Source organism: Streptomyces sp. NPDC006997 (assembly GCF_040635175.1).
Taxonomy (GTDB): domain Bacteria; phylum Actinomycetota; class Actinomycetes; order Streptomycetales; family Streptomycetaceae; genus Streptomyces.
In genome coordinates this window covers 213,256-233,856 of record NZ_JBEYHH010000009.1, presented here as the reverse complement: position 1 = coordinate 233,856, position 20,601 = coordinate 213,256, and the positions used below count along the sequence as shown (strand labels likewise).

The 20,601-nt window shown below is 71.4% G+C and carries 18 protein-coding genes and 2 tRNA genes; 13 read left to right on the top strand and 7 right to left on the bottom strand.

Annotation, left to right across the window (positions count from 1 at the left end; translation table 11 throughout):
• Nucleotides 1-351: 351 nt before the first annotated feature.
• Together ABZ659_RS12015 and pepN are read right to left on the bottom strand one after the other, a co-directional pair.
• Nucleotides 352-1,449 (bottom strand): hypothetical protein, encoded by a 1,098-nt coding sequence (locus tag ABZ659_RS12015; RefSeq protein WP_360216882.1) that lies wholly within the window; start codon nt 1,447-1,449, stop codon nt 352-354.
• A 215-nt stretch (nt 1,450-1,664) separates the two neighbouring features.
• Nucleotides 1,665-4,265, bottom strand: coding sequence for an aminopeptidase N (gene pepN, locus ABZ659_RS12010; RefSeq protein WP_360216879.1), 2,601 nt, complete (start codon nt 4,263-4,265; stop codon nt 1,665-1,667).
• A gap of 148 nt (nt 4,266-4,413) precedes the next feature.
• On the opposite strand from pepN, the gene ABZ659_RS12005 reads away from it, so the two are divergent.
• Nucleotides 4,414-5,052 carry a DsbA family protein gene (locus tag ABZ659_RS12005; RefSeq protein ID WP_360216876.1) on the top strand — a complete coding sequence of 213 codons (639 nt, stop codon included), beginning with the start codon at nt 4,414-4,416 and terminating at the stop codon, nt 5,050-5,052.
• 60 nt (nt 5,053-5,112) lie between these two features.
• Nucleotides 5,113-5,721, top strand: a complete 609-nt coding sequence (locus ABZ659_RS12000) for a histidine phosphatase family protein (protein WP_360216872.1) — start codon at nt 5,113-5,115, stop codon at nt 5,719-5,721.
• A 14-nt stretch (nt 5,722-5,735) separates the two neighbouring features.
• On the opposite strand, the gene ABZ659_RS11995 is transcribed toward ABZ659_RS12000, so the two are convergent.
• Nucleotides 5,736-7,139: an amino acid permease gene (locus tag ABZ659_RS11995; RefSeq protein WP_360216869.1), complete on the bottom strand. Its 1,404-nt coding sequence runs from the start codon at nt 7,137-7,139 to the stop codon at nt 5,736-5,738.
• A 284-nt stretch (nt 7,140-7,423) separates the two neighbouring features.
• Here ABZ659_RS11995 and ABZ659_RS11990 point away from each other — a divergent pair, with 284 nt between their 5' ends.
• From ABZ659_RS11990 to ABZ659_RS11980, 3 genes are all read left to right on the top strand, one after another.
• Entirely contained in the window at nt 7,424-8,005 is a 582-nt protein-coding gene (locus ABZ659_RS11990) for a biotin transporter BioY (RefSeq protein WP_360216866.1), read from the top strand.
• Nucleotides 8,006-8,209: 204 nt separating this feature from the next.
• On the top strand, nt 8,210-8,695 hold the full coding sequence (locus ABZ659_RS11985; protein ID WP_360216863.1) for a ribose-5-phosphate isomerase: 486 nt from the start codon (nt 8,210-8,212) through the stop codon (nt 8,693-8,695).
• 34 nt (nt 8,696-8,729) lie between these two features.
• Nucleotides 8,730-9,539 (top strand): DNA-formamidopyrimidine glycosylase family protein, encoded by an 810-nt coding sequence (locus ABZ659_RS11980; protein ID WP_360216860.1) that lies wholly within the window; start codon nt 8,730-8,732, stop codon nt 9,537-9,539.
• 7 nt (nt 9,540-9,546) lie between these two features.
• On the opposite strand, the gene ABZ659_RS11975 is transcribed toward ABZ659_RS11980, so the two are convergent.
• Nucleotides 9,547-10,818: a GNAT family N-acetyltransferase gene (locus ABZ659_RS11975; protein WP_360216857.1), complete on the bottom strand. Its 1,272-nt coding sequence runs from the start codon at nt 10,816-10,818 to the stop codon at nt 9,547-9,549.
• Between the two features lie 162 nt (nt 10,819-10,980).
• Between ABZ659_RS11975 and ABZ659_RS11970 the strand changes: the two genes are divergently transcribed.
• Both ABZ659_RS11970 and ABZ659_RS11965 read left to right on the top strand, forming a co-directional pair.
• Nucleotides 10,981-12,213, top strand: a complete 1,233-nt coding sequence (locus ABZ659_RS11970; protein WP_360216854.1) for a PP2C family protein-serine/threonine phosphatase — start codon at nt 10,981-10,983, stop codon at nt 12,211-12,213.
• Entirely contained in the window at nt 12,210-12,689 is a 480-nt protein-coding gene (locus tag ABZ659_RS11965) for an HD domain-containing protein (protein ID WP_360216852.1), read from the top strand. The genes ABZ659_RS11970 and ABZ659_RS11965 overlap by 4 nt, the downstream gene beginning before the upstream one ends.
• A 22-nt stretch (nt 12,690-12,711) precedes the next feature.
• On the opposite strand, the gene ABZ659_RS11960 is transcribed toward ABZ659_RS11965, so the two are convergent.
• Complete coding sequence (locus tag ABZ659_RS11960) at nt 12,712-13,836, bottom strand: acyltransferase family protein (RefSeq protein WP_360216849.1); 1,125 nt, start codon at nt 13,834-13,836, stop codon at nt 12,712-12,714.
• A gap of 221 nt (nt 13,837-14,057) precedes the next feature.
• On the opposite strand from ABZ659_RS11960, the gene ABZ659_RS11955 reads away from it, so the two are divergent.
• The gene (locus ABZ659_RS11955; protein ID WP_360216846.1) at nt 14,058-14,252 is read left to right on the top strand and encodes a hypothetical protein; all 195 of its coding nucleotides are present in this window, start codon (nt 14,058-14,060) and stop codon (nt 14,250-14,252) included.
• Between the two features lie 90 nt (nt 14,253-14,342).
• On the opposite strand, the gene ABZ659_RS11950 is transcribed toward ABZ659_RS11955, so the two are convergent.
• Nucleotides 14,343-14,413: transfer RNA gene (locus tag ABZ659_RS11950), tRNA-Gly, on the bottom strand.
• A 173-nt stretch (nt 14,414-14,586) separates the two neighbouring features.
• Here ABZ659_RS11950 and ABZ659_RS11945 point away from each other — a divergent pair.
• The 5 genes from ABZ659_RS11945 (at nt 14,587) to clpX (ending at nt 19,451) form a co-directional block, all read left to right on the top strand.
• A tRNA-Pro gene (locus tag ABZ659_RS11945) sits at nt 14,587-14,663 on the top strand.
• 201 nt (nt 14,664-14,864) lie between these two features.
• The gene (tig, locus tag ABZ659_RS11940) at nt 14,865-16,289 is read left to right on the top strand and encodes a trigger factor (protein WP_360216843.1); all 1,425 of its coding nucleotides are present in this window, start codon (nt 14,865-14,867) and stop codon (nt 16,287-16,289) included.
• 270 nt (nt 16,290-16,559) lie between these two features.
• On the top strand, nt 16,560-17,171 hold the full coding sequence (locus tag ABZ659_RS11935; protein WP_360216913.1) for an ATP-dependent Clp protease proteolytic subunit: 612 nt from the start codon (nt 16,560-16,562) through the stop codon (nt 17,169-17,171).
• Nucleotides 17,172-17,334: 163 nt separating this feature from the next.
• Nucleotides 17,335-17,985, top strand: coding sequence for an ATP-dependent Clp protease proteolytic subunit (locus ABZ659_RS11930; RefSeq protein WP_360216911.1), 651 nt, complete (start codon nt 17,335-17,337; stop codon nt 17,983-17,985).
• Between the two features lie 179 nt (nt 17,986-18,164).
• Nucleotides 18,165-19,451, top strand: coding sequence for an ATP-dependent Clp protease ATP-binding subunit ClpX (gene clpX / locus ABZ659_RS11925; RefSeq protein ID WP_360216840.1), 1,287 nt, complete (start codon nt 18,165-18,167; stop codon nt 19,449-19,451).
• A gap of 63 nt (nt 19,452-19,514) precedes the next feature.
• On the opposite strand, the gene ABZ659_RS11920 is transcribed toward clpX, so the two are convergent.
• Complete coding sequence (locus tag ABZ659_RS11920; protein ID WP_360216837.1) at nt 19,515-20,471, bottom strand: hypothetical protein; 957 nt, start codon at nt 20,469-20,471, stop codon at nt 19,515-19,517.
• Nucleotides 20,472-20,601 lie beyond the last annotated feature (130 nt).

Sequence of the window (20,601 nt, the reverse complement as noted above, 5' to 3'; positions counted from 1 at the left end):
GACCCACCCGGCGCACACCCCCGCCACCCGCCACCCCCACCGGGCCGCCAGCCGCCAAACCAGCCCGGCGTGCAGGCGAGACGCCAACGCGCCCCGCACACCCCGGTCAACCCAGAAGTAGGCGCGAGGGACCGACCCACCCGGCCCCCCGTCTTTCCGGGCCGCCCGCTCGCTTCTCACCCGTGCTGGAGCGGCCCGGGGTCAAGGGTGGCCCGAAGGGCCATCGCCGAAGGCGACGCGGAGCGACAGCGGAGCGCCCTTGAGGCCGGGGCGTGGAAGCACGACCCTGGCGAAGAAGCGGGCGGCCCCGACGGTGTCCTGTAAGCAAGGGGGAAGGCAAGGAGGCGCCGCCTACCGAGGCAAGACCACCACGTACGCCGCCGGGTCGCGGTCCGCCGAGGCCATCAGGGCGGTGCGGACGATCGCCGCCTGCTGTTCCATCGCGTCGCGCAGCTTGCGCGGGGTGATGTGGACCACCGTGATGCCGAGCCGCTCCAGGTGCTCGCGCTTGCGGGCGTACTCCGACCACTGCGTGTCCTCCGTCTGGCGCGGGGCGCGGGTGTCCAGCTCGATCGCCACGGCCTGGTCGGGCCAGTAGGCGTCGAGGCCGCCGAGGTGGGGGCCGCCGGGGAGGCGGAGGCCGACGTTCCAGACGGGGTCGGGAAGGCCGTACGCGCTGACCATGGCGTAGAGGCGGTCCTCGGCGAGGGAGCGGCCCTCGGCGATGAGGGAGTCCACCGCGTCCACGACGTGCGGGCGGTTCAGCAGCTTCGCCCGGGTCAGCTCGCGGACCACCGACGCCGGGTCGCAGTGGCCCGCCCGTACCGCCTCCGTCAGCAGGTGGCGCACGGCGTCGGCGTCCGCGAGGTCGGCCACCGCGTCGGCGAGGGCGCGGGGGACCGGGGCGACGGGGAGGCCGGTGACCGTCTCCGGCGCGGGGAGGGCGGCCGTGCGGATGACGCGGGCGCAGCCGGTCGTGCGCAGTCGCCGCAGGCGGGGCACGAGGACGTCGATGTGGTCGAGGGAGGGCAGCGGGGGCGTGGCGGTGAAGCCGTGCAGGGTGAGGGCCGCCAGGCCCGTGATCACGGCGTCCGCGTACACGTGCCGGGGGGCGTTCGACGCGCCCGGGTGGGAGGGGCCCGAGTGGGAGGGGCCCGAGTGGGAGGGGCCCGGGTGGGAGGGGCCCGGCTGGGCCGGGACGCCGGGGGTTGCCTCGCGGGCCGCGTACAGCAGCACCGCGTGCAGGCGTTCCTCGCTGGTCGGCGGGCCGGGGTGGAGGAGGTGGACGCCGGGGAGGAGTTGCTGCCAGGGGCCGCCGGGTCGGCAGCGGGTGGTGATGTCGGCGGGGGTCAGGCCCTGGGCGCGTAGCTGTGCCGTCCTCACCACGCGGCGGCGGACGTCGGCCAGGTCGTGCAGGGGGCGGGGGGAGAGCGGGGTGTTGTGGGTCATGGTCCGGGGGTTTCCGCGTCTGGCCCCGCCCCTAACCGCTGTTACACGTCTGTCGGTGAACCCGGACAACCCCGCACTAAAGGACGGGTGTTCGGATGCCGAAAACCCCTGGTCCGTTCGGGAGTGGACCAGGGGTTACGGCTCCTACTGCCTGAATTTCGTAACGGTCACCCGCGGCCGAAGCTCAGGCCAACGGTCAATCTCCGTCCAGCCCGTCACCCCGCCGCCGACGCCGCCGACGCCGCCGTCGCGTCGCACGCCTGCCCGCGCAGGCCCCGCGCCAGGTCGTCCCGTGCCTCCAGGACCAGTCGGCGCAGGGCGGGCGCCGCGTCCTCGTGGGCCGTCAGCCAGGCGTCCGTCGCGGCCAGGGTCGCCTGCCCGTCCTGGGGGAACGCCGGGAACAGGCCGCTGACGACGTGCATGGCGATCTGGATCGAGCGGTCGCTCCAGATCTGCTCCAGCATCCCGAAGTACCGGTCCGCGTACGGCGCCAGCAGCTCCCGTTGCGTCGGCTGGACGAAGCCCGCGATCGTCGCCTCCACGAGTGCGTTGGAGAGGGCGTCGGACTCCACGACCTGCGCCCACGCCTGCGCCTTGACCGCCGCCGAGGGGCGGGCGGCGAGGCAGCGGACCTGGTGGCGCTTGCCGGAGGCGGTGTCGTCGCGGGTCAGCTCGGCGGCCAGGGTCGATGCGTCCGCGGCGCCGTGCGCGGTCAGCGGCTCCAGGAACGACCAGCGCAGCTCCTGGTCCACCTCCAGGCCGTCGATCTTCTCCGTGCCCTCCAGCAGCGCCTTCAGCAGACCGAAGTCCGCCTCCGTCGACGCCGCCGTGGCGAAGAACCGGGCCCACGCCAGCTGGTGCTCGCTGCCCGGCTCGGCCGCCCGCAGCTCGCGCAGGGCGCCCTCGGCGAGCAGCGGGGCGCCTACGGGACGCCACTCGGGGGCCGCGTAGTGCGTCAGTGCCGAGCTGGCCCAGGCGTGCAGCATCTGCAGGACGCCGATGTCGGACTCGCGGCCCGCGTGGCGCAGGACCAGGTCGATGAAGTCACGGGCCGGGAGCAGCGCGTCCCGCGTCATGTTCCACAGTGCCGACCAGCACAGGGCGCGGGCGAGCGGGTCGGTCATCGAGCCGAGGTGGGTCCGCAGGGCGGCGACGGAGGTCTCGTCGAAGCGGGTCTTGCAGTAGGTGAGGTCGTCGTCGTTGACCAGCACCAGGTCGGGGGCGTCGGTGCCCGTCAGCTCCGTGACGAGCGTGCGCGGGCCGTCCACGTCCACCTCGGCCCGCGCGTACCGCTCCAGCGGCCCGCCGTCCGACGCCCGGTACAGGCCCACCGCCACCCGGTGCGGGCGCAGCTCCGGGTGGGACTCCGCCGCCTCCTGGAGCACGGCGAGTTCGTCGACGCGGCCGTCCGCGGCCAGCAGGACCTGCGGGGTGAGGGAGTTGACGCCCGCCGTCTGGAGCCAGGAGCGGGCCCACGCCGTCATGTCCCGGCCGCTGGTCTCCTCCAGCACCGACAGCAGGTCACCGAGGCGCGTGTTGCCGTACGCGTGCCGCTTGAAGTAGCGGCGGGCGCCCTCCAGGAACGCGTCCTGACCGACGTACGCCACGAGCTGCTTGAGCACGGACGCGCCCTTGGCGTACGTGATGCCGTCGAAGTTGAGCTTGGCGTCCTGCAGGTCGCGGATGTCGGCGGTGACGGGGTGGGTGGAGGGGAGCTGGTCGGCGCGGTAGGCCCAGGACTTGCGGCGGTTGGCGAAGGTGATCCAGCCGTCGGTGAAGCGGGTCGCGCCGACGAGGGAGAAGGCGCCCATGAAGTCGGCGAAGGACTCCTTCAGCCACAGGTCGTCCCACCACTCCATGGTGACCAGGTCGCCGAACCACATGTGGGCCATCTCGTGCAGGATCACGTTGGCCCGCGCCTGGTAGGACGCCTGGGTGACCTTGCCCCGGAAGATGTACTCCTCGCGGAAGGTCACCAGGCCCGGGTTCTCCATCGCGCCGAGGTTGTACTCGGGCACGAAGGCCTGGTCGTACTTGCCGAAGGGGTACGGGTAGTCGAAGTGGTCGTGGAAGAAGTCCAGGCCCTGCCTGGTGACGAGGAACACGTCGTCGGCGTCGAAGTGCGGGGCGAGGCCCTTGCGGCACATCGCGCCGAGGGGGATGTCGAGGCGGGTGCCGTCGGCGAACTCGCGCGTGTAGGAGTCGGTGACGTAGTGGTAGGGGCCCGCGACGACGCAGGTGATGTACGTCGAGATCGGCTTGGTCTCCGCGAAGCGCCAGACGCCGTCCGCGCGCTGCCCGGCGCCGTTGCTCCACACCGTCCACTCCTCCGGCGCCCGCACCTCGAACCGGAAGGGCGCCTTCAGGTCGGGCTGCTCGAAGTTGGCGAAGACGCGGCGGGAGTCGGCGGGCTCGTACTGCGTGTAGAGGTAGACCTCGCCGTCCTCCGGGTCGACGAAGCGGTGCAGGCCCTCACCGGTGCGGGAGTAGGCGCACCGGGCGTCGACGGTGAGTTCGTTGTCGGCGGCCAGGTCCTCCAGGAGGATCCGGGAGCCGTCGAAGACCTCGGCGGGGTCCAGGTCGCGGCCGTTGAGGGAGACCGCGGTGACGCTGGGCGCGACCAGGTCGGCGAAGCTGGAGGCGCCCTGTTCGGCGCAGCGGAAGCGGATGGTCGTCACGGAGCGGAAGGTGCGCGGCCCGTCGCCGTCGTGGTCGCCGACCGCCGAGCGCAGGTCGAGGGACACCTCGTACCCGTCGACGGACAGCAGTGCGGCCCGCTCCCGGGCCTCGTCGCGGGACAGATTCTCACCGGGCACGGACGGTACTCCCTCAGTGGTGTTCAGCATGTGGACACTGCTGATCCTGCCATGCGCCACTGACACCGGTCAGTCGGGAATGACGGCGGCGACGTGCGGCGTTGCCGGGGAGGACCCTTCAGCGCCCCTTCCCCTCCCAAGGAGAGACATGTCGGACAAGACCCCCGTCGACTTCTGGTTTGACCCGTCGTGCCCGTGGGCGTGGATGACGTCCCGCTGGGTGCTGGAGGTGGAGAAGGTCCGCGACATCGAGGTGCGCTGGCACCTGATGAGCCTCGGCGTCCTCAACGAGGACAAGCTCGACGAACTCCCCGAGGGCTACCGCGAGTGGCTCGTCACCAAGGCGTGGGGCCCGGTGCGGGTCGTCATAGCGGCCCGGCAGGAGCACGGCCCCGAGGTGCTCGGCGACCTCTACACCGCGCTCGGCACCCGCATCCACAACCAGGGCGAGGGCCCGGAGAAGGAGACGGTCGCCGCCGCCCTGAAGGACGTCGGCCTGCCCGACTCCCTCATGGACCACTGGGACGACACCCCCTACGAGGCCGAGCTGCGCGCCTCCCACAAGGAGGGCATCGAGAAGGTCGGCCAGGACGTCGGCACCCCCGTCATCGCCGTCCCCGGCGCCGACGGCGAGCAGCTCGCCTTCTTCGGTCCCGTGGTCACCCCCGCCCCGAAGGGCGAGGAGGCCGCCAAGCTGTGGGACGGCACCCTGATGGTCGCCTCGATCCCGGGCTTCTACGAGATCAAGCGGACCCGTACCAAGGGGCCGGACTTCAGCAACCTCTGACCCACGGCCCCCGTCGCGGCGCCGCCGCCCGCGCGGCCGTGGCCGGGATACTGGGGAGCCATGAGTACGACCCTCCTGCTGGCCCGGCACGGGCAGTCCGTCTGGCACGCCGAGAACCGCTACGCCGGGGTGAGCGACATCGCCCTCACCGACACCGGGCGCGCCCAGGCGGAGGCGCTCGGGCGGTGGGCGGCTGCGCACGCGGTGGACGCCGTGTGGACGTCGCCGCTGTCCCGGGCGGTGGCGACGGCCGAGCCCGCCTGCCGGGCCCTCGGTATCGCCGCGCACCGGGACGCCGGGCTGCGGGAGTGCGACTTCGGGGCGGCGGAGGGCCGTACGCTCGCCGAGTTCGCGGCGGAGGAGCCGCGGCGGGCGGCGGCCTACCGGGTCGACCCGGTGGCGCACCCCTTCCCCGCCGCCGAGGACCCGCGGGCCGCCGCCAACCGGGGCGCGGAGGCGTTGCAGCGCATCACCGGCGCGCACCCCGGGGCGCGCGTCCTGGTCGTCTCGCACAACAGCCTGCTGCGGCTGGCGCTGTGCACGCTGCTGTCGGTGCCGCTGCGCGAGTACCGCCGGGTCTTCCCGGCGCTGCGCAACGGTGCGGTGAGCGAGCTGGTCATGGACGGCGGTACGGCGGGGCTGCTCAGCCTGAACGTGCCGTGCCGCTGACCGTCGTACGGTCCCTAGCCGTGCTCTCCCGTGACCGTCCGCCTCCGCTGCCAGGTGTAGCCGACCGTCGCCAGTACCAGCGTCATCGCGCCCGTCGAGCACAGCTGGACGCGGGTGTCGGGTTCGCGTGCCATCAGGACGAAGATGGCGGCCATCCCGGCCAGCGACACCCAGGTCAGCGCCGGGAACGCCCACATCCGCACCGTCAGCCGCCCGGGCGTCTCGCGCTCCAGACGGCGGCGCAGCCGCAGTTGGGAGACGGCGATGAAGATCCAGACGACGAGGATCACCGCGCCGATCATGTTCAGCAGCCAGGGGAACACGTCGTCCGGCCGCCAGTAGCTCAGCAGCACGCAGCCGAACCCGAAGACGGACGAGGCGAGGACGGCGTTCCGGGGGACCCCGGCGGAGACCCGGCCCAGCGCCCGCGGGCCCTGCTCGCGCCGCACCAGCGAGTAGGCGATGCGGGAGGCGCCGTAGATGTTGGCGTTCATCGCGCTCAGCAGGGCGACCAGCACCACCACGTTCATCAGCTGACCGGCGCCGGGGATGCCGATGTGGTCGAGGGCGGCCACGTACGGGCCCTTCTCCGCGACGTCCGGGGAGTCCCACGGGACCAGGGTGACGACGACCGCCATCGAGCCGACGTAGAACAGCGCGATGCGCCACATGGCGGTGCGGACGGCGCTGGCGACGCCCTTGACCGGGTTCTCCGACTCGGCCGCCGCGATGGTGACCGTCTCCAGGCCGCCGTAGGCGAAGACGGAGGCGAGCAGGCCGATGACGAGGCCCTCGCCGCCGTTGGGCAGGAGGTCGGTGAGGTTGGCCGTGCCGGGGGAGTCGGTGCCCGGCAGGGCGCCCGCGACGGCGAGGCCGCCGAGGACGAGGAACAGGCTGATCGCGCCGACCTTCAGGGCCGCGAACCAGAACTCGAACTCGCCGAAGTTCTTCACGGCGGCCAGGTTGGTGCCGCAGAACACCAGCATGAACAGCGCCACCCAGGCCCACTCGGGCGTGCCCGGCAGCCAGCCGCTGACGATCTTCGCGGCGCCGATGCCCTCCAGGCCGACCGCCGTGCACAGCAGCACCCAGAACGACCAGCCCGCGGTGAAGCCCGCCCAGGGGCCGATCGCCCGCTCGGCGTGCGCGGAGAACGAACCCGACGACGGGTACGCCGCCGACATCTCGCCCAGCATCCGCATCACCAGCATCACCAGCAGGCCGGAGAGGGCGTAGGCGACGACGATCGACGGACCGGCGGCGGCGATCCCCGCGCCGGAGCCGACGAACAGCCCGGCGCCGATGACGCCGCCGAGGGCGATCATCGACAGGTGGCGCTGCTTCAGACCGTGGGAGAGGGAGGGATCCGCGAGCGGACGGGACTCGTCGTGAGCCTCGGTGGGGGTGGTGCGGGACATGCGCGGCTCGTCCAGTACGTGAGTCGGTGCGATAGCAAAAACGTCCACAGTGTCCGGGGTCGAAGACCACGTAGACGGATGGCGACCACCATACGGACGTTTGCGGGACGCACGGTAGGACGTCGGTCACGCCGGTCGCCGGACAGGTCGTACCTCCAGCGGGCGTTGTGTGAAGCGCACCAAGTCGCCGGTCCAGCCTTTGTCGAGCGGTGACGGTGATCGGCGCGAGGGCGCCGGTATAGCGTCACGGTGTCCCGAGTGCCCCTCACCTCAGCGGAGTCCCCATGAGCACCGCCGCCGTTCCCGTCCGCACGGGACAGGTCCTCGCCGACCTGATCCCGGCCTCCCGTGTCCGTGACGTCGCGCTCGTCGTCGGCGGTGCCGCGCTGACCGGCGTCGCCGCGCAGATCGCCGTGCCGGTGCCGGGCTCGCCGGTGCCCGTGACCGGGCAGACCTTCGCCGCGCTGCTCGTCGGCACCGCCCTCGGCGCGGGCCGCGGCTTCCTCTCCCTCGCGCTGTACGCGCTGGTGGGCATGGCGGGCGTGCCGTGGTTCGCGGAGGGCGGCTCCGGTGCCGCCGCGCCGTCCTTCGGCTACGTCCTCGGCATGATCCTGGCGTCCACCCTCGTCGGCGCCCTCGCCCGCCGCGGCGCCGACCGCTCCGTGCTGCGGACGGCCGGGGCGATGCTGCTCGGCGAGGCGGTCATCTACGCCGTCGGCGTGCCCTACCTGGCCCTCGCCACCGGCATGGGCGCCTCCGCCGCCATCGCCGCGGGCCTGACGCCCTTCCTGCTCGGGGACGCCCTGAAGGCGGCCCTGGCGATGGGCGCCCTCCCGACCGCCTGGAAGCTCGCCGGCAGGCGCTGACGCGGGCGGGGGAACCCAGGGGAAGGGCCGGGGTGCGTGCGAGCACCCCGGCCCTTCCCCTGTCGCGTCCACCACAGCCCGGTCGCCGGTGCCGAGGAGCGGGCGGGTACCGCGTCACGAGGAGGTCGGGGACGGCTCAACGGTCCTGTGGTCCTGCGAGCCCCGGCGCCGCCCGCCGGGAACCCGCGTGTCACACTCGATGCCATGCGCGTGTATCTCGGCTCCGACCATGCGGGCTACGAACTCAAGAACCACCTCGTCGACTGGCTGAAGGCGGCGGGACACGAGCCCGTCGACTGCGGGCCGCACCTCTACGACGCCCAGGACGACTACCCGCCGTTCTGCCTGCGCGCCGCCGAGCGCACCGCCGCCGACAGCGACGCCCTCGGCATCGTCATCGGCGGTTCCGGCAACGGCGAGCAGATCGCCGCCAACAAGGTCAAGGGCGTCCGCGCGGCCCTGGCCTGGAGCGAGGAGACGGCGGCGCTGGGCCGCCAGCACAACAACGCCAACGTCATCGCGGTCGGCGCCCGGATGCACTCCCAGGACGAGGCGACGAAGTTCGTCGAGACGTTCCTGGACACCCCGTTCTCCGACGACGAGCGCCACGTCCGCCGTATCGACATGCTCGCCGCCTACGAGACCACCGGCGACCTCCCGCCGATCCCGCCCCACCACCCCCAGCAGTAGGCGGGGGACGGACGAGGACGAGGGGGGCGGACCCGTGCCGGAGGGGCACACCATCCACCGGCTGGCCCAGGACTACGCCGCCCGCTTCGGCACCGGCGGCCCGGTCCGGGTCAGCAGCCCCCAGGGCAAGTTCTCCGACGCCGCCGCCCTCCTCGACGGCTCACCGCTGACCGGTACCGAGGCCCACGGCAAGCACCTCTTCCTGGGCTTCGCCGAGTCCTGGGTCCACATCCACCTCGGCCTCTTCGGCAAGGTCGCCTTCGGCCCGGCCCCGGCACCGCCGCCCACCGACACCGTCCGGCTGCGCCTCGCCGACCAGGCGTCCTACGTCGACCTGCGCGGACCGACGACCTGCGCCCTGGTCACCGACGCCGAGAAGGACGCCGTCCACGCCCGCCTCGGCCCCGACCCGCTCCGCCCGGACGCCGACCCGGGCCTCGCCTACGCGCGGATACGCCGCAGCCGTACGACCATCGCCGCGCTGCTGATGGACCAGAAGGTCATCGCGGGCGTCGGCAACGTCTACCGCGCCGAGGTCCTCTTCCGGCACCGCGTCGACCCGTACCGCACCGGGCGGGACGTCACGCCCGCCCAGTGGGACGCGATCTGGGCGGACCTCGTCGCGCTGATGCGGCAGGGCGTGCGCGACAACCGCATCGACACCGTCCGCCCGGAACACACCCCGGAGGCGATGGGCCGACCGCCGCGCGTCGACGACCACGGCGGCGAGGTCTACGTCTACCGCCGGGCCACCCTGCCCTGCCACGTCTGCGGCACGGAGATCCGCACCGCCGGCCTCGCCGCCCGCAACCTGTTCTGGTGCCCGGGGTGCCAAGGCGGCTGACCAGCCGTCAGAAGCCGTGCGGCAGCCACGGCGCCACCGCCGACCCGAACGCCACCGCCGCCTCCGCCAGCGCCCCCTGCCGCAACTCCCGCACCCGCCCGGCCGCCGCCAGCGAGGCCAGGCCCACCCCGCCGAGGTAGGCCGCGCCCAGCTCCCGCACCGTCAGGGCGAGGTCGGCCGGGTCCGTGGTGCGGGCGCAGGTCGCGCCCTTCGGGTCGCCGGACAGCCGCCAGCGGCCCGTGTTCCAGGGGCAGAAGGCGTCCTCGACCTCGAACACCACGTCCACCGGCGTCTGGTACGTCCGCGCCTCCAACGCCACGCCAATGTCCACGAGGCGCACGTGCAGGGAGTCCTTCAGCCGGGGCTGGCAGCGCCGGACGTCGGTCACCTGGTGCTGCCAGGCGTCGTCGACCGGGCGGGACCGCACGACCAGCGTCGTCGTCAGGTCCAGGTCGAACAGGAACCGCCACAGCGCCGCCTCCGACGCCGGGTCGAGACCCGTCAGCTCGGTCAGCAGCACCGTGCCGCTGTGCCCGCCGGGCCCCCAGCCGGGCCGGACCCGGAAGCGCGCGTACCCGGTGACCTCGCCGTCCCGCTCGGCCACCACACACTGCAACGGCGACGCCCCGTCCCGCTCGCTCTCCGGGTCCAGCAGCCCGAAGCGCTCCCAGTGCGGCTGCCGGGCCAGCATCCCGGGCCGTCCCGGTACCAGCCGCGCGTACACCGCCTCACACGCGTCGAGCACGTCGGCGGGCGCCGCGTACCGCAGCCGTACGTCATCGGTGCCGGGCGGCACGGACAGCCGGACGCGGGAGGTGTCGATCTCGGCGCCGACCGAGAACGTGCCCACGGCGTAGCCGAACCGGCCGTAGATGGCGGGCTCGGACGCGGTGAGCGCCGCCAGCGGCTCGCCCCAGGCCCGGACGTCGTCCAGCTGCCGCCGCATCATCGACGTCAGGACGCCGCGCCTGCGGTGCGTCCCGGCGACGCTCACCATCGTCACGCCCGCCGTGGGCACCGACGCGCCCCCGGGCACCGTCAGCCGGAACCGGAAGGCGCTCGCCGTACCGACGCACAGGTCACCGTCCCAGGCGCTGACGGAACGGTCGAACTGCGTGATGTCGCGCCACAGCCCCCGCTCCTCCGCCGACTCCGGCACCCCACCGAAGGCCCGGACCAGATTGTCGTACCAGATGTCCCATTCATCCTGCTGGAGGGTGCGCAGGTCGATCCGACCGGCCCGATCGGGGCCGGACGGTGTCGCGAAGTCAGAAGCCATAGGCCCATGCCTACCAGCGGGTCGCGGGAGGGGCGAGGGGATTTCTGCCGGGTGGCGGCGCGACGGCTCCGCGTGAAGTTCACTGTGAAGTCGGCCCCGGACGGGGGACAAGTGGGGCCTCCCGTGCCAAGGGGCTGGTCGGATGGATAGGGTCCCGAACTAATGGCAGCAGGACGAGAGCGGCGCGCGGCGGCCGAGACGTTCCCGGCCCGGTTGAGGATGAAGTGGCACCGGGCCCGCGTCGGCGTGCGCAGAAGCGCCGTGGACTACTTCCGTGGCGACGGCTCCGACTGGATCGCGCTGGCCGGACTGCTGATCACCATCCCGCTGATCGCCGTCGGCACGATGGCCAACTCGGTGTGGTGCTCACCGGCCGCGCTGGTCCTGCCGATCGTCGCGGGCGGGCTGCTGCTGCGCCCGGCCAGCCTGCTCGGGCTGTACGCGGCGGCGGCCACCGCGCTGATCGTGGAGTCGATACAACTCGGCCCGTACACCGAGGGCCCGTCCCGGGTGACGCCGGGCGTGGTGCTGGTGGTGGCGGCCTGCGGGTTCACGGGGCTGCTGATCGCGCAGTTCCGCAGCCGGGTCGGCGTGCCCTGGCGGCGCGGCGGCACCATGCTGTTCGACCTGCGTGAACGCATCCGGGTGCAGAGCAAGCTGCCCGGTCTGCCGCAGGGCTGGCACCGGGAGATGGCGCTGCGGCCCGCGGGAGGCCAGTCGTTCTCCGGTGACTTCGTCGTCGCGGCCCGTACGAACGGCGGGCGCACGCTTGAGGTCGTCCTCACGGACGTCTCCGGCAAGGGCATGGACGCGGGCTCCCGGGCGCTGCTGCTGTCCGGCGCGTTCGGCGGCCTCCTCGGCAGCCTGCCCCCGCACGCCTTCCTGCCCGCCGCCAACGGCTACCTGCTCCGCCAGGACTGGGAGGAGGGCTTCGCGACCTCCATCCACCTGGTCCTCGACCTGGACTCCGGCGACTACGAGCTGTACTCCGCGGGCCATCCGCCGGGGCTCCAGCTCAGCGCGGGCAGCGGTCGCTGGGAGGAGAAGGCCGCGGAGGGGCCGCTGCTCGGTGTGTACGAGGGCGCCCAGTTCGACCCCGTGAAGGGGTCGCTGCGCCCCGGAGACGTGTTGATGCTGTTCACGGACGGTCTGGTCGAAACCTCGGACCGCGACATCGTCGAGGGCATCGACCGTCTCACCGGCGAGGCCGACCGCTATGTCACCGGCGGCTTCCACGGCGCCGCCTGGCACCTCATCGAGGCGGTCGCCAAGGACGTCAACGACGACCGGGCCCTGCTGCTGATCTGCCGCGAGGGCCCCACCGCGACGGCGGCGGCAACGGCCGCGGCGGCGGCGGCCAGGGCGGCGGCGGCCGGAGCGGACGGGCTGCGGTGACGGCGGGGGAGGGGCAGGGGTACGCGGTGCCGCTCGGACTCGCCGAGGTGGAGGCCCTCGCCCGTGCCGCGCACGCGGGGCAGACCGACAAGGCGGGCCGGCCCTACGCGGAGCACCTGCGGGCCGTCGCCGAGGGCGTCCGCACCCGGGGCGGCGACAGCGACCAGATCGCCGCCGCCTGGCTGCACGACGCCGTGGAGGACGACGCCCTGTCCGCGCGGTGGCTCGACGAGGCGCCCCTGAGCGGCCGTACGAAGGACATCGTGCTGGCGGTCACCAAACGGCCCGGCGAGCCCCCGGAGGCGTACGCGGGGCGCGTCCTCGCCACCCCGGGCGCCCTCCTGGTCAAACAGGCCGACCTCGCGCACAACGCCGACCCGGCGCGCCTCGCCCGCCTCGACGACGCCACCCGCGCCCGGCTCACCGAGAAGTACGCGCGGATGCACGCACTCCTCGGCCTGAACCAGGGGACATGAGGCGGTTCGCCCCGGTGGCTGGCTAGGCGCCGACGCTCTCGCGCACGTTCGCCTGCCCGCCGTCCTCGCTCCGCTTCCCGTCGCCGCCCTCGGCGGTGGTGGCGGGGGGCCGACGCCACGCCCACTCCATCCTCGGCTCCATGGAGAACCGGAACACACGGCGTACGGGCGCGGTGCAGAGCAGGGTGATGACGGTGACCGCGACCACGGTCACGAAGATCTCGCCGTACGGGCGGCGCAGCCAGGCGGCGTCATACCAGCCCGCGTACTCCGAGCCCCACAGCACGAAGCCGTGCAGCAGGAAGCCGTACAGGGTGCCCGCGCCGAGCGAGGTGAACCAGGTGTTGCGGCCCGGCACCCAGGCGAAGAAGCAGGCGGTCAGCACCAGCGCGGCGCCGAACATGACGAGCGTCATCAGCGGCCCGGTCCACCACTGGTGGTCCATGGCCTGGGCGGCGTCACGGTGGTACACCCACCGGGTGTCGAACCGGGGCGTCGCCCACCAGACGACCGCCGCCGCGCCCAGGAACACCGGGACGGCCGCGATCCGCATCGCCCGTCGGCGGACCCACTGGAAGTGCTCGGGCTTCAGCATGAGACCGAGGACGAAGAACGGCAGGAACTGGAAGACCCGCTGCATGTCCAGGTCCTCGCCGATCCTCGGGCTGACGGACGCCAGCATCGCGAGGACGAGGGCCAGGGGCAGGGGGTAGCGCACCAGCTTCCACAGCGGGGTCGTCAGCCGCCACACGAACAGCGCGGCCAGGAACCAGACCAGGAAGAGCGGGTCCAGGAGGCTGATCGCCAGGTCCGGCTGGTCGCCGAAGTGCCGTCGGAACAGGGAGTAGGCGACCTCGTAGACGACGTACGGCACGACGAGCCCCGTGACCAGGCGCTTCAGCCGGTCCGGGCGCATGTCGAAGCTGCGCGAGAAGAAACCGGAGATAACGATGAACGCCGGCATGTGGAAGGCGTACACGAGGACGTACGCGGCATCCAGGGTTCGGCTCTCGTTCCGCAGAGGCGCCCAGGAATGGGCGACCGCGACCAGTACGATCGCGAGGTACTTTGCGTTGTCGAAGAAAGCGTCGCGCTGCCGGCCGGAAGTCGTCTTGGCGGGCCGTGAAGACGATGCAGCCTGAAACATTTGAGGCACCCTAGCGGCGGCTGTGACGATACGCAAAACCTCTCATTCCACGGTTGGACATTTCCAACTTCAGTCGAATATTCGCCTTTGCGGCTTTTGCCGTTGCCAACGAACCGTCACGCGCCGCATATGACGCGGCTGTTGGTGGCACGATGGTCTGGCGGGGGTGCCGGGGCTGCATCCTCGCCGGGAGAGCGGACCGACCGAGGGTGTGATCAGTTGTGGCCATTTCGCTGTCAGTGGTGCTGCTGTTGGCGATCATCATGGTGGTGTTGATCCGAGGCGGTTCGCTCAAGGCCGGCCCCGCGATCGTCGCCGTGCTCTTCGGCTTCTTCCTCGCCTCGACGGGCATGGCCGACGACATCCAACGCTTCCTCGACTCGATAGCGACGACCATCAACTCGATCCAGTTCTAGCCGCCGACGACCACTGGACCTCGTCGGCCGGCCGGGCCCGCGAAACGCCTCGGGCCCGGTTCCACGGAACCGGGCCCAAGGGCGAGACAGAGCGGGCGACGGGAATCGAACCCGCGTAGCCAGTTTGGAAGACTGGGGCTCTACCATTGAGCTACGCCCGCGCAGAAGCGCCGCAGGTCAGCCGACCGCGGCACCACAGGCATCGTAGCGGGTCGCGCCCCCTCGTCGCACACCCCGTTTCCCGCCGCCGCCGTGCGCGACCGTCCCGGTGGACCGGTCGGGTAATGCGGCGGCCGCACGGCCTGCGGGCATGTACCCTACGTGTCGCACCAGACGGGGTGTGGCGCAGCTTGGTAGCGCGTCCGCTTTGGGAGCGGAAGGCCGTGGGTTCAAATCCCGCCACCCCGACCAACCACCCTTTCCCTCGATCACCTCGGTGATCGCCTTTTGGGCGGGTCCGCCGCTGCGGCTACTATGCAAGCTGCGCGCCCGTGTCTCCGTGTGTCTCCGCAGTGAAAGTGAAGTCGCACAGTAGTCCTCCGGGCGACGACATCCGCCGGGCCGGTCTGGCTCCGGCAGAACCCGTGAAGTCAGCCACAAGGAGACCGAACCGTGAAGAGCGCCGTGGAGAACCTGAACCCGACCCGGGTTCGGCTCACTGTCGAGGTGCCCTTCGAGGAGCTCAAGGACAGCCTCGACGCGGCGTACAAGAAGATCAACCAGCAGGTCACGGTGAAGGGCTTCCGCAAGGGCAAGATCCCCGCCCGGGTCATCGACCAGCGGTTCGGCCGCGGCGCCGTGCTGGAGGAGGCCGTCAACGACGCGCTGCCGAAGTTCTACGAGCGCGCGGTGAACGAGGCCGAGGTCAGCGTTCTGGGCCAGCCCGAGGTCGACATCACCGAGCTGAAGGACGGCGACACGCTGAACTTCACCGCCGAGGTCGACATCCGCCCGACGATCGAGATCCCGGACTACTCCGGCATCGAGGTCGAGGTCGACGCGGTCGAGGTCACCGAGGAGGACGTCGACAAGTCCGTCGAGCAGCTCCGCGAGCGCTTCGCCTCGACCACCCCGGTCGAGCGTGCCGCCGAGGACGGCGACGTGATCACCCTCGACCTGGAGGCCAAGGTAGACGGCGAGGTCCTGGAGGACGGCGTCGCGAGCGGCGTCTCCTACACCATCGGCTCCGGCGAGCTGCTGGACGGCATCGACGACGCCGTGAAGGGCCTGGAGGCCGGTGGCGAGGCCACCTTCACCTCCGAGCTGAAGGGCGGCTCCGCGGCGGGCCGGGAGGCCGAGGTCACCGTCAAGGTCACCCAGGTCGCCCAGCGCGAACTGCCCGAGCTGGACGACGACTTCGCGCAGCTCGCCTCCGAGTTCGACACCCTGGAGGAGCTGAAGGCGGACAGCCGTGGGCGCCTCGAGAACATGAAGAAGTACGACCAGGCCACGCAGGCCCAGGAGCGCGTCCTGGAGAAGCTGCTCGAACTGGTCGAGGTGCCCGTCCCCGAGAAGCTGCTCGAGGACGAGGTCAACACCCGCAAGCACAACCTGGAGCACCACCAGCTCGGCCAGATGGGCCTGGACCTGGAGAAGTACCTGGAGCTCCAGGGCAAGACCGCCGAGGAGTTCGACGAGGAGACCCGCGAGGCCGCGGTCAAGGGCATCAAGACCCAGTTCGTCCTCGACGAGCTGGTCAAGGTGGAGAAGCTCAACGTCAACCAGGAGGAGCTGACCGAGCACCTCATGCGGCGCGCGGCCTCCTCCGGCATGTCCCCCGACCAGTTCGCGCAGGCCGTCGTCGAGCAGGGCCAGGTCCCGCTGCTCGTCGGCGAGGTCGCCCGCGGCAAGGCGCTGGCCGTCGTCGTCGAGGCCGCCACGGTCAAGGACACCAACGGCGAGGTCGTCGACCTGGACGACGAGGAGGACGAGGTCGAGAAGACCGAGTCCGCCACCGAGACGGTCGAGGCCGCCGAGGGCACCGCCGACCAGGCCGGGGCCGAGGCCGCCGAGCCCGAGGCCAAGCCCGAGGCCTGAGCCGTACGGCACCCCCGGTGATCCACGAGTGATCCACGACGGGCCCTGGGTACGTAGGTGACCCAGGGCCCGTCGCCGTCCCCGGCCACCACCACGGCGAGTGGGACCTCCGCCCACCCGGCGGAGCGACTACGCCCCCGGCGAACACCCCCCTTACCGGGATTCCCCGGGCGGGCCACGGCGTTAGGGTCCATGAATACGGCAGAAAGCAAGACGGCCCGACGGCCCGGCGCCGTCGCAAGACGAGCAGGTGGATACGTGACGAATCTGATGCCCTCCGCCGCCGGCGAGCCTTCCATCGGTGGTGGCCTCGGCGACCAGGTCTACAACCGGCTGCTCAACGAGCGGATCATCTTCCTCGGCCAGCAGGTCGACGACGATATCGCGAACAAGATCACCGCACAGCTGCTGCTCCTTGCCGCCGACCCGGACAAGGACATCTACCTCTACATCAACAGCCCCGGCGGCTCGATCACGGCCGGTATGGCGATCTACGACACCATGCAGTTCATCAAGAACGACGTGGTCACCATCGCCATGGGCCTCGCGGCCTCCATGGGCCAGTTCCTGCTCAGCGCGGGCACCCGCGGCAAGCGCTTCGCGCTGCCCAACGCCGAGATCCTGATCCACCAGCCCTCCGCGGGCCTGGCGGGCTCCGCCTCGGACATCAAGATCCACGCCGAGCGGCTGCTGCACACCAAGAAGCGCATGGCCGAACTGACCTCGCTGCACACCGGTCAGTCCGTCGAGCAGATCACCCGTGACTCCGACCGCGACCGCTGGTTCGACGCGTACGAGGCCAAGGAGTACGGGCTCATCGACGACGTGATCCCGACGGCCGCCGGTATGCCGGGCGGCGGCGGTACCGGGGCGGCCTCCTGAGGGCCGTAGCGGCCCCTTACAGGCCCCGGCAGACCCCACGCTCCCCCCGAGGAGCGACGGCCCCGGCCAAGCCCCCAGTCACCGCCCCAGCCCCTTTCCAGGAGACACCGTGAACCACTTCCCCGGCAGCGGCCTCTACGGCCGTGTGGACGCCGCGCAGGACATGAGCGCCCAGGGCCGCTACACCGGCCCCCAGGCCGAGTCCCGCTACGTCATCCCGCGCTTCGTCGAGCGCACCTCGCAGGGCATCCGCGAGTACGACCCGTACGCGAAGCTCTTCGAGGAGCGGGTGATCTTCCTCGGCGTCCAGATCGACGACGCCTCCGCCAACGACGTCATGGCGCAGCTGCTGTGCCTGGAGTCGATGGACCCCGACCGGGACATCTCGGTCTACATCAACAGCCCCGGTGGCTCCTTCACCGCGCTGACGGCGATCTACGACACGATGCAGTTCGTCAAGCCGGACATCCAGACGGTCTGCATGGGGCAGGCGGCCTCCGCCGCGGCCGTGCTGCTGGCCGCCGGCACGCCCGGCAAGCGGATGGCGCTGCCCAACGCGCGCGTGCTGATCCACCAGCCCTACAGCGAGACCGGCCGCGGCCAGGTCTCGGACCTGGAGATCGCCGCCAACGAGATCCTGCGGATGCGCTCGCAGCTGGAGGAGATGCTGTCCAAGCACTCCACCACGCCGATCGAGAAGATCCGCGAGGACATCGAGCGCGACAAGATCCTCACCGCTGAGGACGCCCTGGAGTACGGTCTGATCGACCAGATCATCTCCACCCGGAAGATGAACAACGCTGACGTCCGCTGACGCGGATCCGGTAGCGTCTGCCGCCCCTTGGTACGGCTCTGGCACGGTCCACGTCAAAGTGAACCGTGCCAAGGGGGGCCCGAACGGGGGGCTCGGCAAGGTACCGTCGGACATAAGGCAGCACCAGGAGCCGCTGGACTCAGGCGTCCAGGCGCTCCCAGGCGAAGGGGAAGCACACCGTGGCACGCATCGGTGACGGCGGCGATCTGCTCAAGTGCTCGTTCTGCGGCAAGAGCCAGAAGCAGGTCAAGAAGCTCATCGCAGGTCCCGGTGTGTACATCTGCGACGAGTGCATCGATCTCTGCAACGAGATCATCGAGGAAGAACTGGCGGAGTCCAGCGAGGTCCGCTGGGAGGAACTGCCCAAGCCCCGGGAGATCTACGAGTTCCTGGAGGGGTACGTCGTCGGGCAGGAGCCCGCGAAGAAGGCCCTGTCCGTGGCGGTCTACAACCACTACAAGCGGGTCCAGGCGGGGGAGAACGGCGGCGCGCAGGGCCGTGACGACGCCATCGAGCTGGCGAAGTCCAACATCCTGCTGCTCGGCCCCACGGGTTCCGGCAAGACCCTCCTCGCGCAGACCCTGGCCCGCATGTTGAACGTCCCGTTCGCGATCGCCGACGCCACCGCGCTCACCGAGGCGGGGTACGTGGGCGAGGACGTCGAGAACATCCTGCTCAAGCTGATCCAGGCCGCTGACTACGACGTCAAGAAGGCCGAGACCGGGATCATCTACATCGACGAGATCGACAAGGTCGCGCGGAAGAGCGAGAACCCCTCCATCACGCGTGACGTCTCCGGCGAGGGCGTGCAGCAGGCCCTGCTGAAGATCCTGGAGGGCACCACGGCCTCGGTGCCGCCGCAGGGCGGGCGCAAGCACCCGCACCAGGAGTTCATCCAGATCGACACGACGAACGTGCTGTTCATCGTGGGCGGCGCCTTCGCGGGCCTGGAGAAGATCATCGAGTCCCGGGCGGGCGCGAAGGGCATCGGCTTCGGCGCCACCATCCGCTCCAAGCGGGAGCTGGAGTCCAAGGACCAGTTCGAGAACATCATGCCGGAGGACCTGGTCAAGTTCGGGATGATCCCCGAGTTCATCGGCCGTCTGCCTGTCATCACCTCCGTGCACAACCTCGACCGCGAGGCGCTGCTCCAGATCCTCGTCGAGCCGCGTAACGCGCTGGTGAAGCAGTACCAGCGGCTGTTCGAACTCGACGGTGTGGAGCTGGACTTCGAGCGGGAGGCGCTGGAGGCCATCGCCGACCAGGCCATCCTCCGCCAGACCGGCGCCCGCGGTCTGCGCGCCATCATGGAGGAGGTGCTGATGTCGGTGATGTACGAGGTGCCGTCCCGCAAGGACGTCGCCCGCGTCGTCATCACCGCCGACGTCGTCCACTCCCACGTCAACCCGACGCTGATCCCGAGGGACGCGCGGGGGCGGGGCAACGGCGAGCAGAAGTCGGCGTAGCCGTCGTACACATGGGGAGGGGCCCCGGCCAACCGGCCGGGGCCCCTTCGCCGTTACGGGCCGTCAGGACTCGACGCGGACTTCCTCGCGGAGCTTGGCGGTGATCTCCGCGGCGGCGGCCTGGTCCGACTTCTTCTCCGCGGCGATGTTCGCGAGGTCCATCGGCATCACCAGACCCAGCGTGCTGTAGTCACCCCACGCGCAGAAGGTCACGTACATCTCGCTCGGGCCACCGCTGGACGACGAGTCGTCGGTCGGCTCCATCTTGGCGTCCTGGCACTTCAGTACGGCGCCGTCGGCGTCGTCGTACGAGGTGGGATCGCCCTCGAAGGTGACCTTCATGTCGTCGTCCTCATCCTTCCCGGCCTCCTTCTCCATGTGGGCCAGGAAGGCGTCGACGACCGCCTCGGGGTCCTCGATCTCGCCGTACACGCCGCCGAAGTTGAGCATCTTCTGCGACAGCGGGTTGTCCTCGTTGCCGGAGGTGTACTGGGCCTCGACGTCGGTGGGGTTCTTCACTCCCCACTTCTCGGCGTCCTTGACGTCGCTCTCCGTCATGCCGTCGCCGTCGCTCTCGCCCTTCTTGTACTCGCCGTCGAGGACGGTGGCGGGCGTCGTCAGCTTGTGCGGGCCGTCGTCGGCGACGGAGCCGCTGCCGTCGCTGCCGCCGATGACGAAGTACGCGCCGACCGCGATCGCCGCGACGACGGCGACCGCGCCGATGACGATGCCGGTCTTCTTCTTGCCGCCGCCGGGCGCCGGGGGCTGCGGAACACCGTACGGCTGCTGCCCGTAGGGCTGCTGGGGCTGCTGGCCGTACGGGGGCTGCTGCGGGGGCACGCCGGGCTGGCCGGGCTGCTGCGGGTAGCCGTAGCCGGGCTGCGGCTGGGCGGGCGGCTGCTGGGGGTAGCCGTAGCCGGGCTGGGGGGCCTGCGGCTGCTGACCGTAGGGACCCGGCTGACCGTACGGCCCGGGCTGCTGGGGCTGCCCGCCGTACGGGCCCGGCTGGTTGTGACTCATTACTGGGTTCCCCTCCAGATGCTTAAGTGTTCCTGACATCCTGGCCCAGCCCGGACCCCCACACCGCACCGGGGTGCCAGCCGTTACAAAGGAATCGCGTTTCGGGACCGCGTGGTGACACCCCTAAACT

What these genes read in the sequence shown, in the direction of transcription:
- ABZ659_RS12015 (WP_360216882.1), bottom strand. Translation starts at nt 1,449, where the DNA reads ATGACCCACAACACCCCGCTCTCCCCCCGCCCCCTGCACGACCTGGCC.
- ABZ659_RS12005 (WP_360216876.1), top strand. Translation starts at nt 4,414, where the DNA reads ATGTCGGACAAGACCCCCGTCGACTTCTGGTTTGACCCGTCGTGCCCG.
- ABZ659_RS12000 (WP_360216872.1), top strand. Translation starts at nt 5,113, where the DNA reads ATGAGTACGACCCTCCTGCTGGCCCGGCACGGGCAGTCCGTCTGGCAC.
- ABZ659_RS11995 (WP_360216869.1), bottom strand. Translation starts at nt 7,139, where the DNA reads ATGTCCCGCACCACCCCCACCGAGGCTCACGACGAGTCCCGTCCGCTC.
- ABZ659_RS11990 (WP_360216866.1), top strand. Translation starts at nt 7,424, where the DNA reads ATGAGCACCGCCGCCGTTCCCGTCCGCACGGGACAGGTCCTCGCCGAC.
- ABZ659_RS11985 (WP_360216863.1), top strand. Translation starts at nt 8,210, where the DNA reads ATGCGCGTGTATCTCGGCTCCGACCATGCGGGCTACGAACTCAAGAAC.
- ABZ659_RS11975 (WP_360216857.1), bottom strand. Translation starts at nt 10,818, where the DNA reads ATGGCTTCTGACTTCGCGACACCGTCCGGCCCCGATCGGGCCGGTCGG.
- ABZ659_RS11970 (WP_360216854.1), top strand. Translation starts at nt 10,981, where the DNA reads ATGGCAGCAGGACGAGAGCGGCGCGCGGCGGCCGAGACGTTCCCGGCC.
- ABZ659_RS11960 (WP_360216849.1), bottom strand. Translation starts at nt 13,836, where the DNA reads ATGTTTCAGGCTGCATCGTCTTCACGGCCCGCCAAGACGACTTCCGGC.
- ABZ659_RS11935 (WP_360216913.1), top strand. Translation starts at nt 16,560, where the DNA reads ATGCCCTCCGCCGCCGGCGAGCCTTCCATCGGTGGTGGCCTCGGCGAC.
- ABZ659_RS11930 (WP_360216911.1), top strand. Translation starts at nt 17,335, where the DNA reads ATGAGCGCCCAGGGCCGCTACACCGGCCCCCAGGCCGAGTCCCGCTAC.
- ABZ659_RS11920 (WP_360216837.1), bottom strand. Translation starts at nt 20,471, where the DNA reads ATGAGTCACAACCAGCCGGGCCCGTACGGCGGGCAGCCCCAGCAGCCC.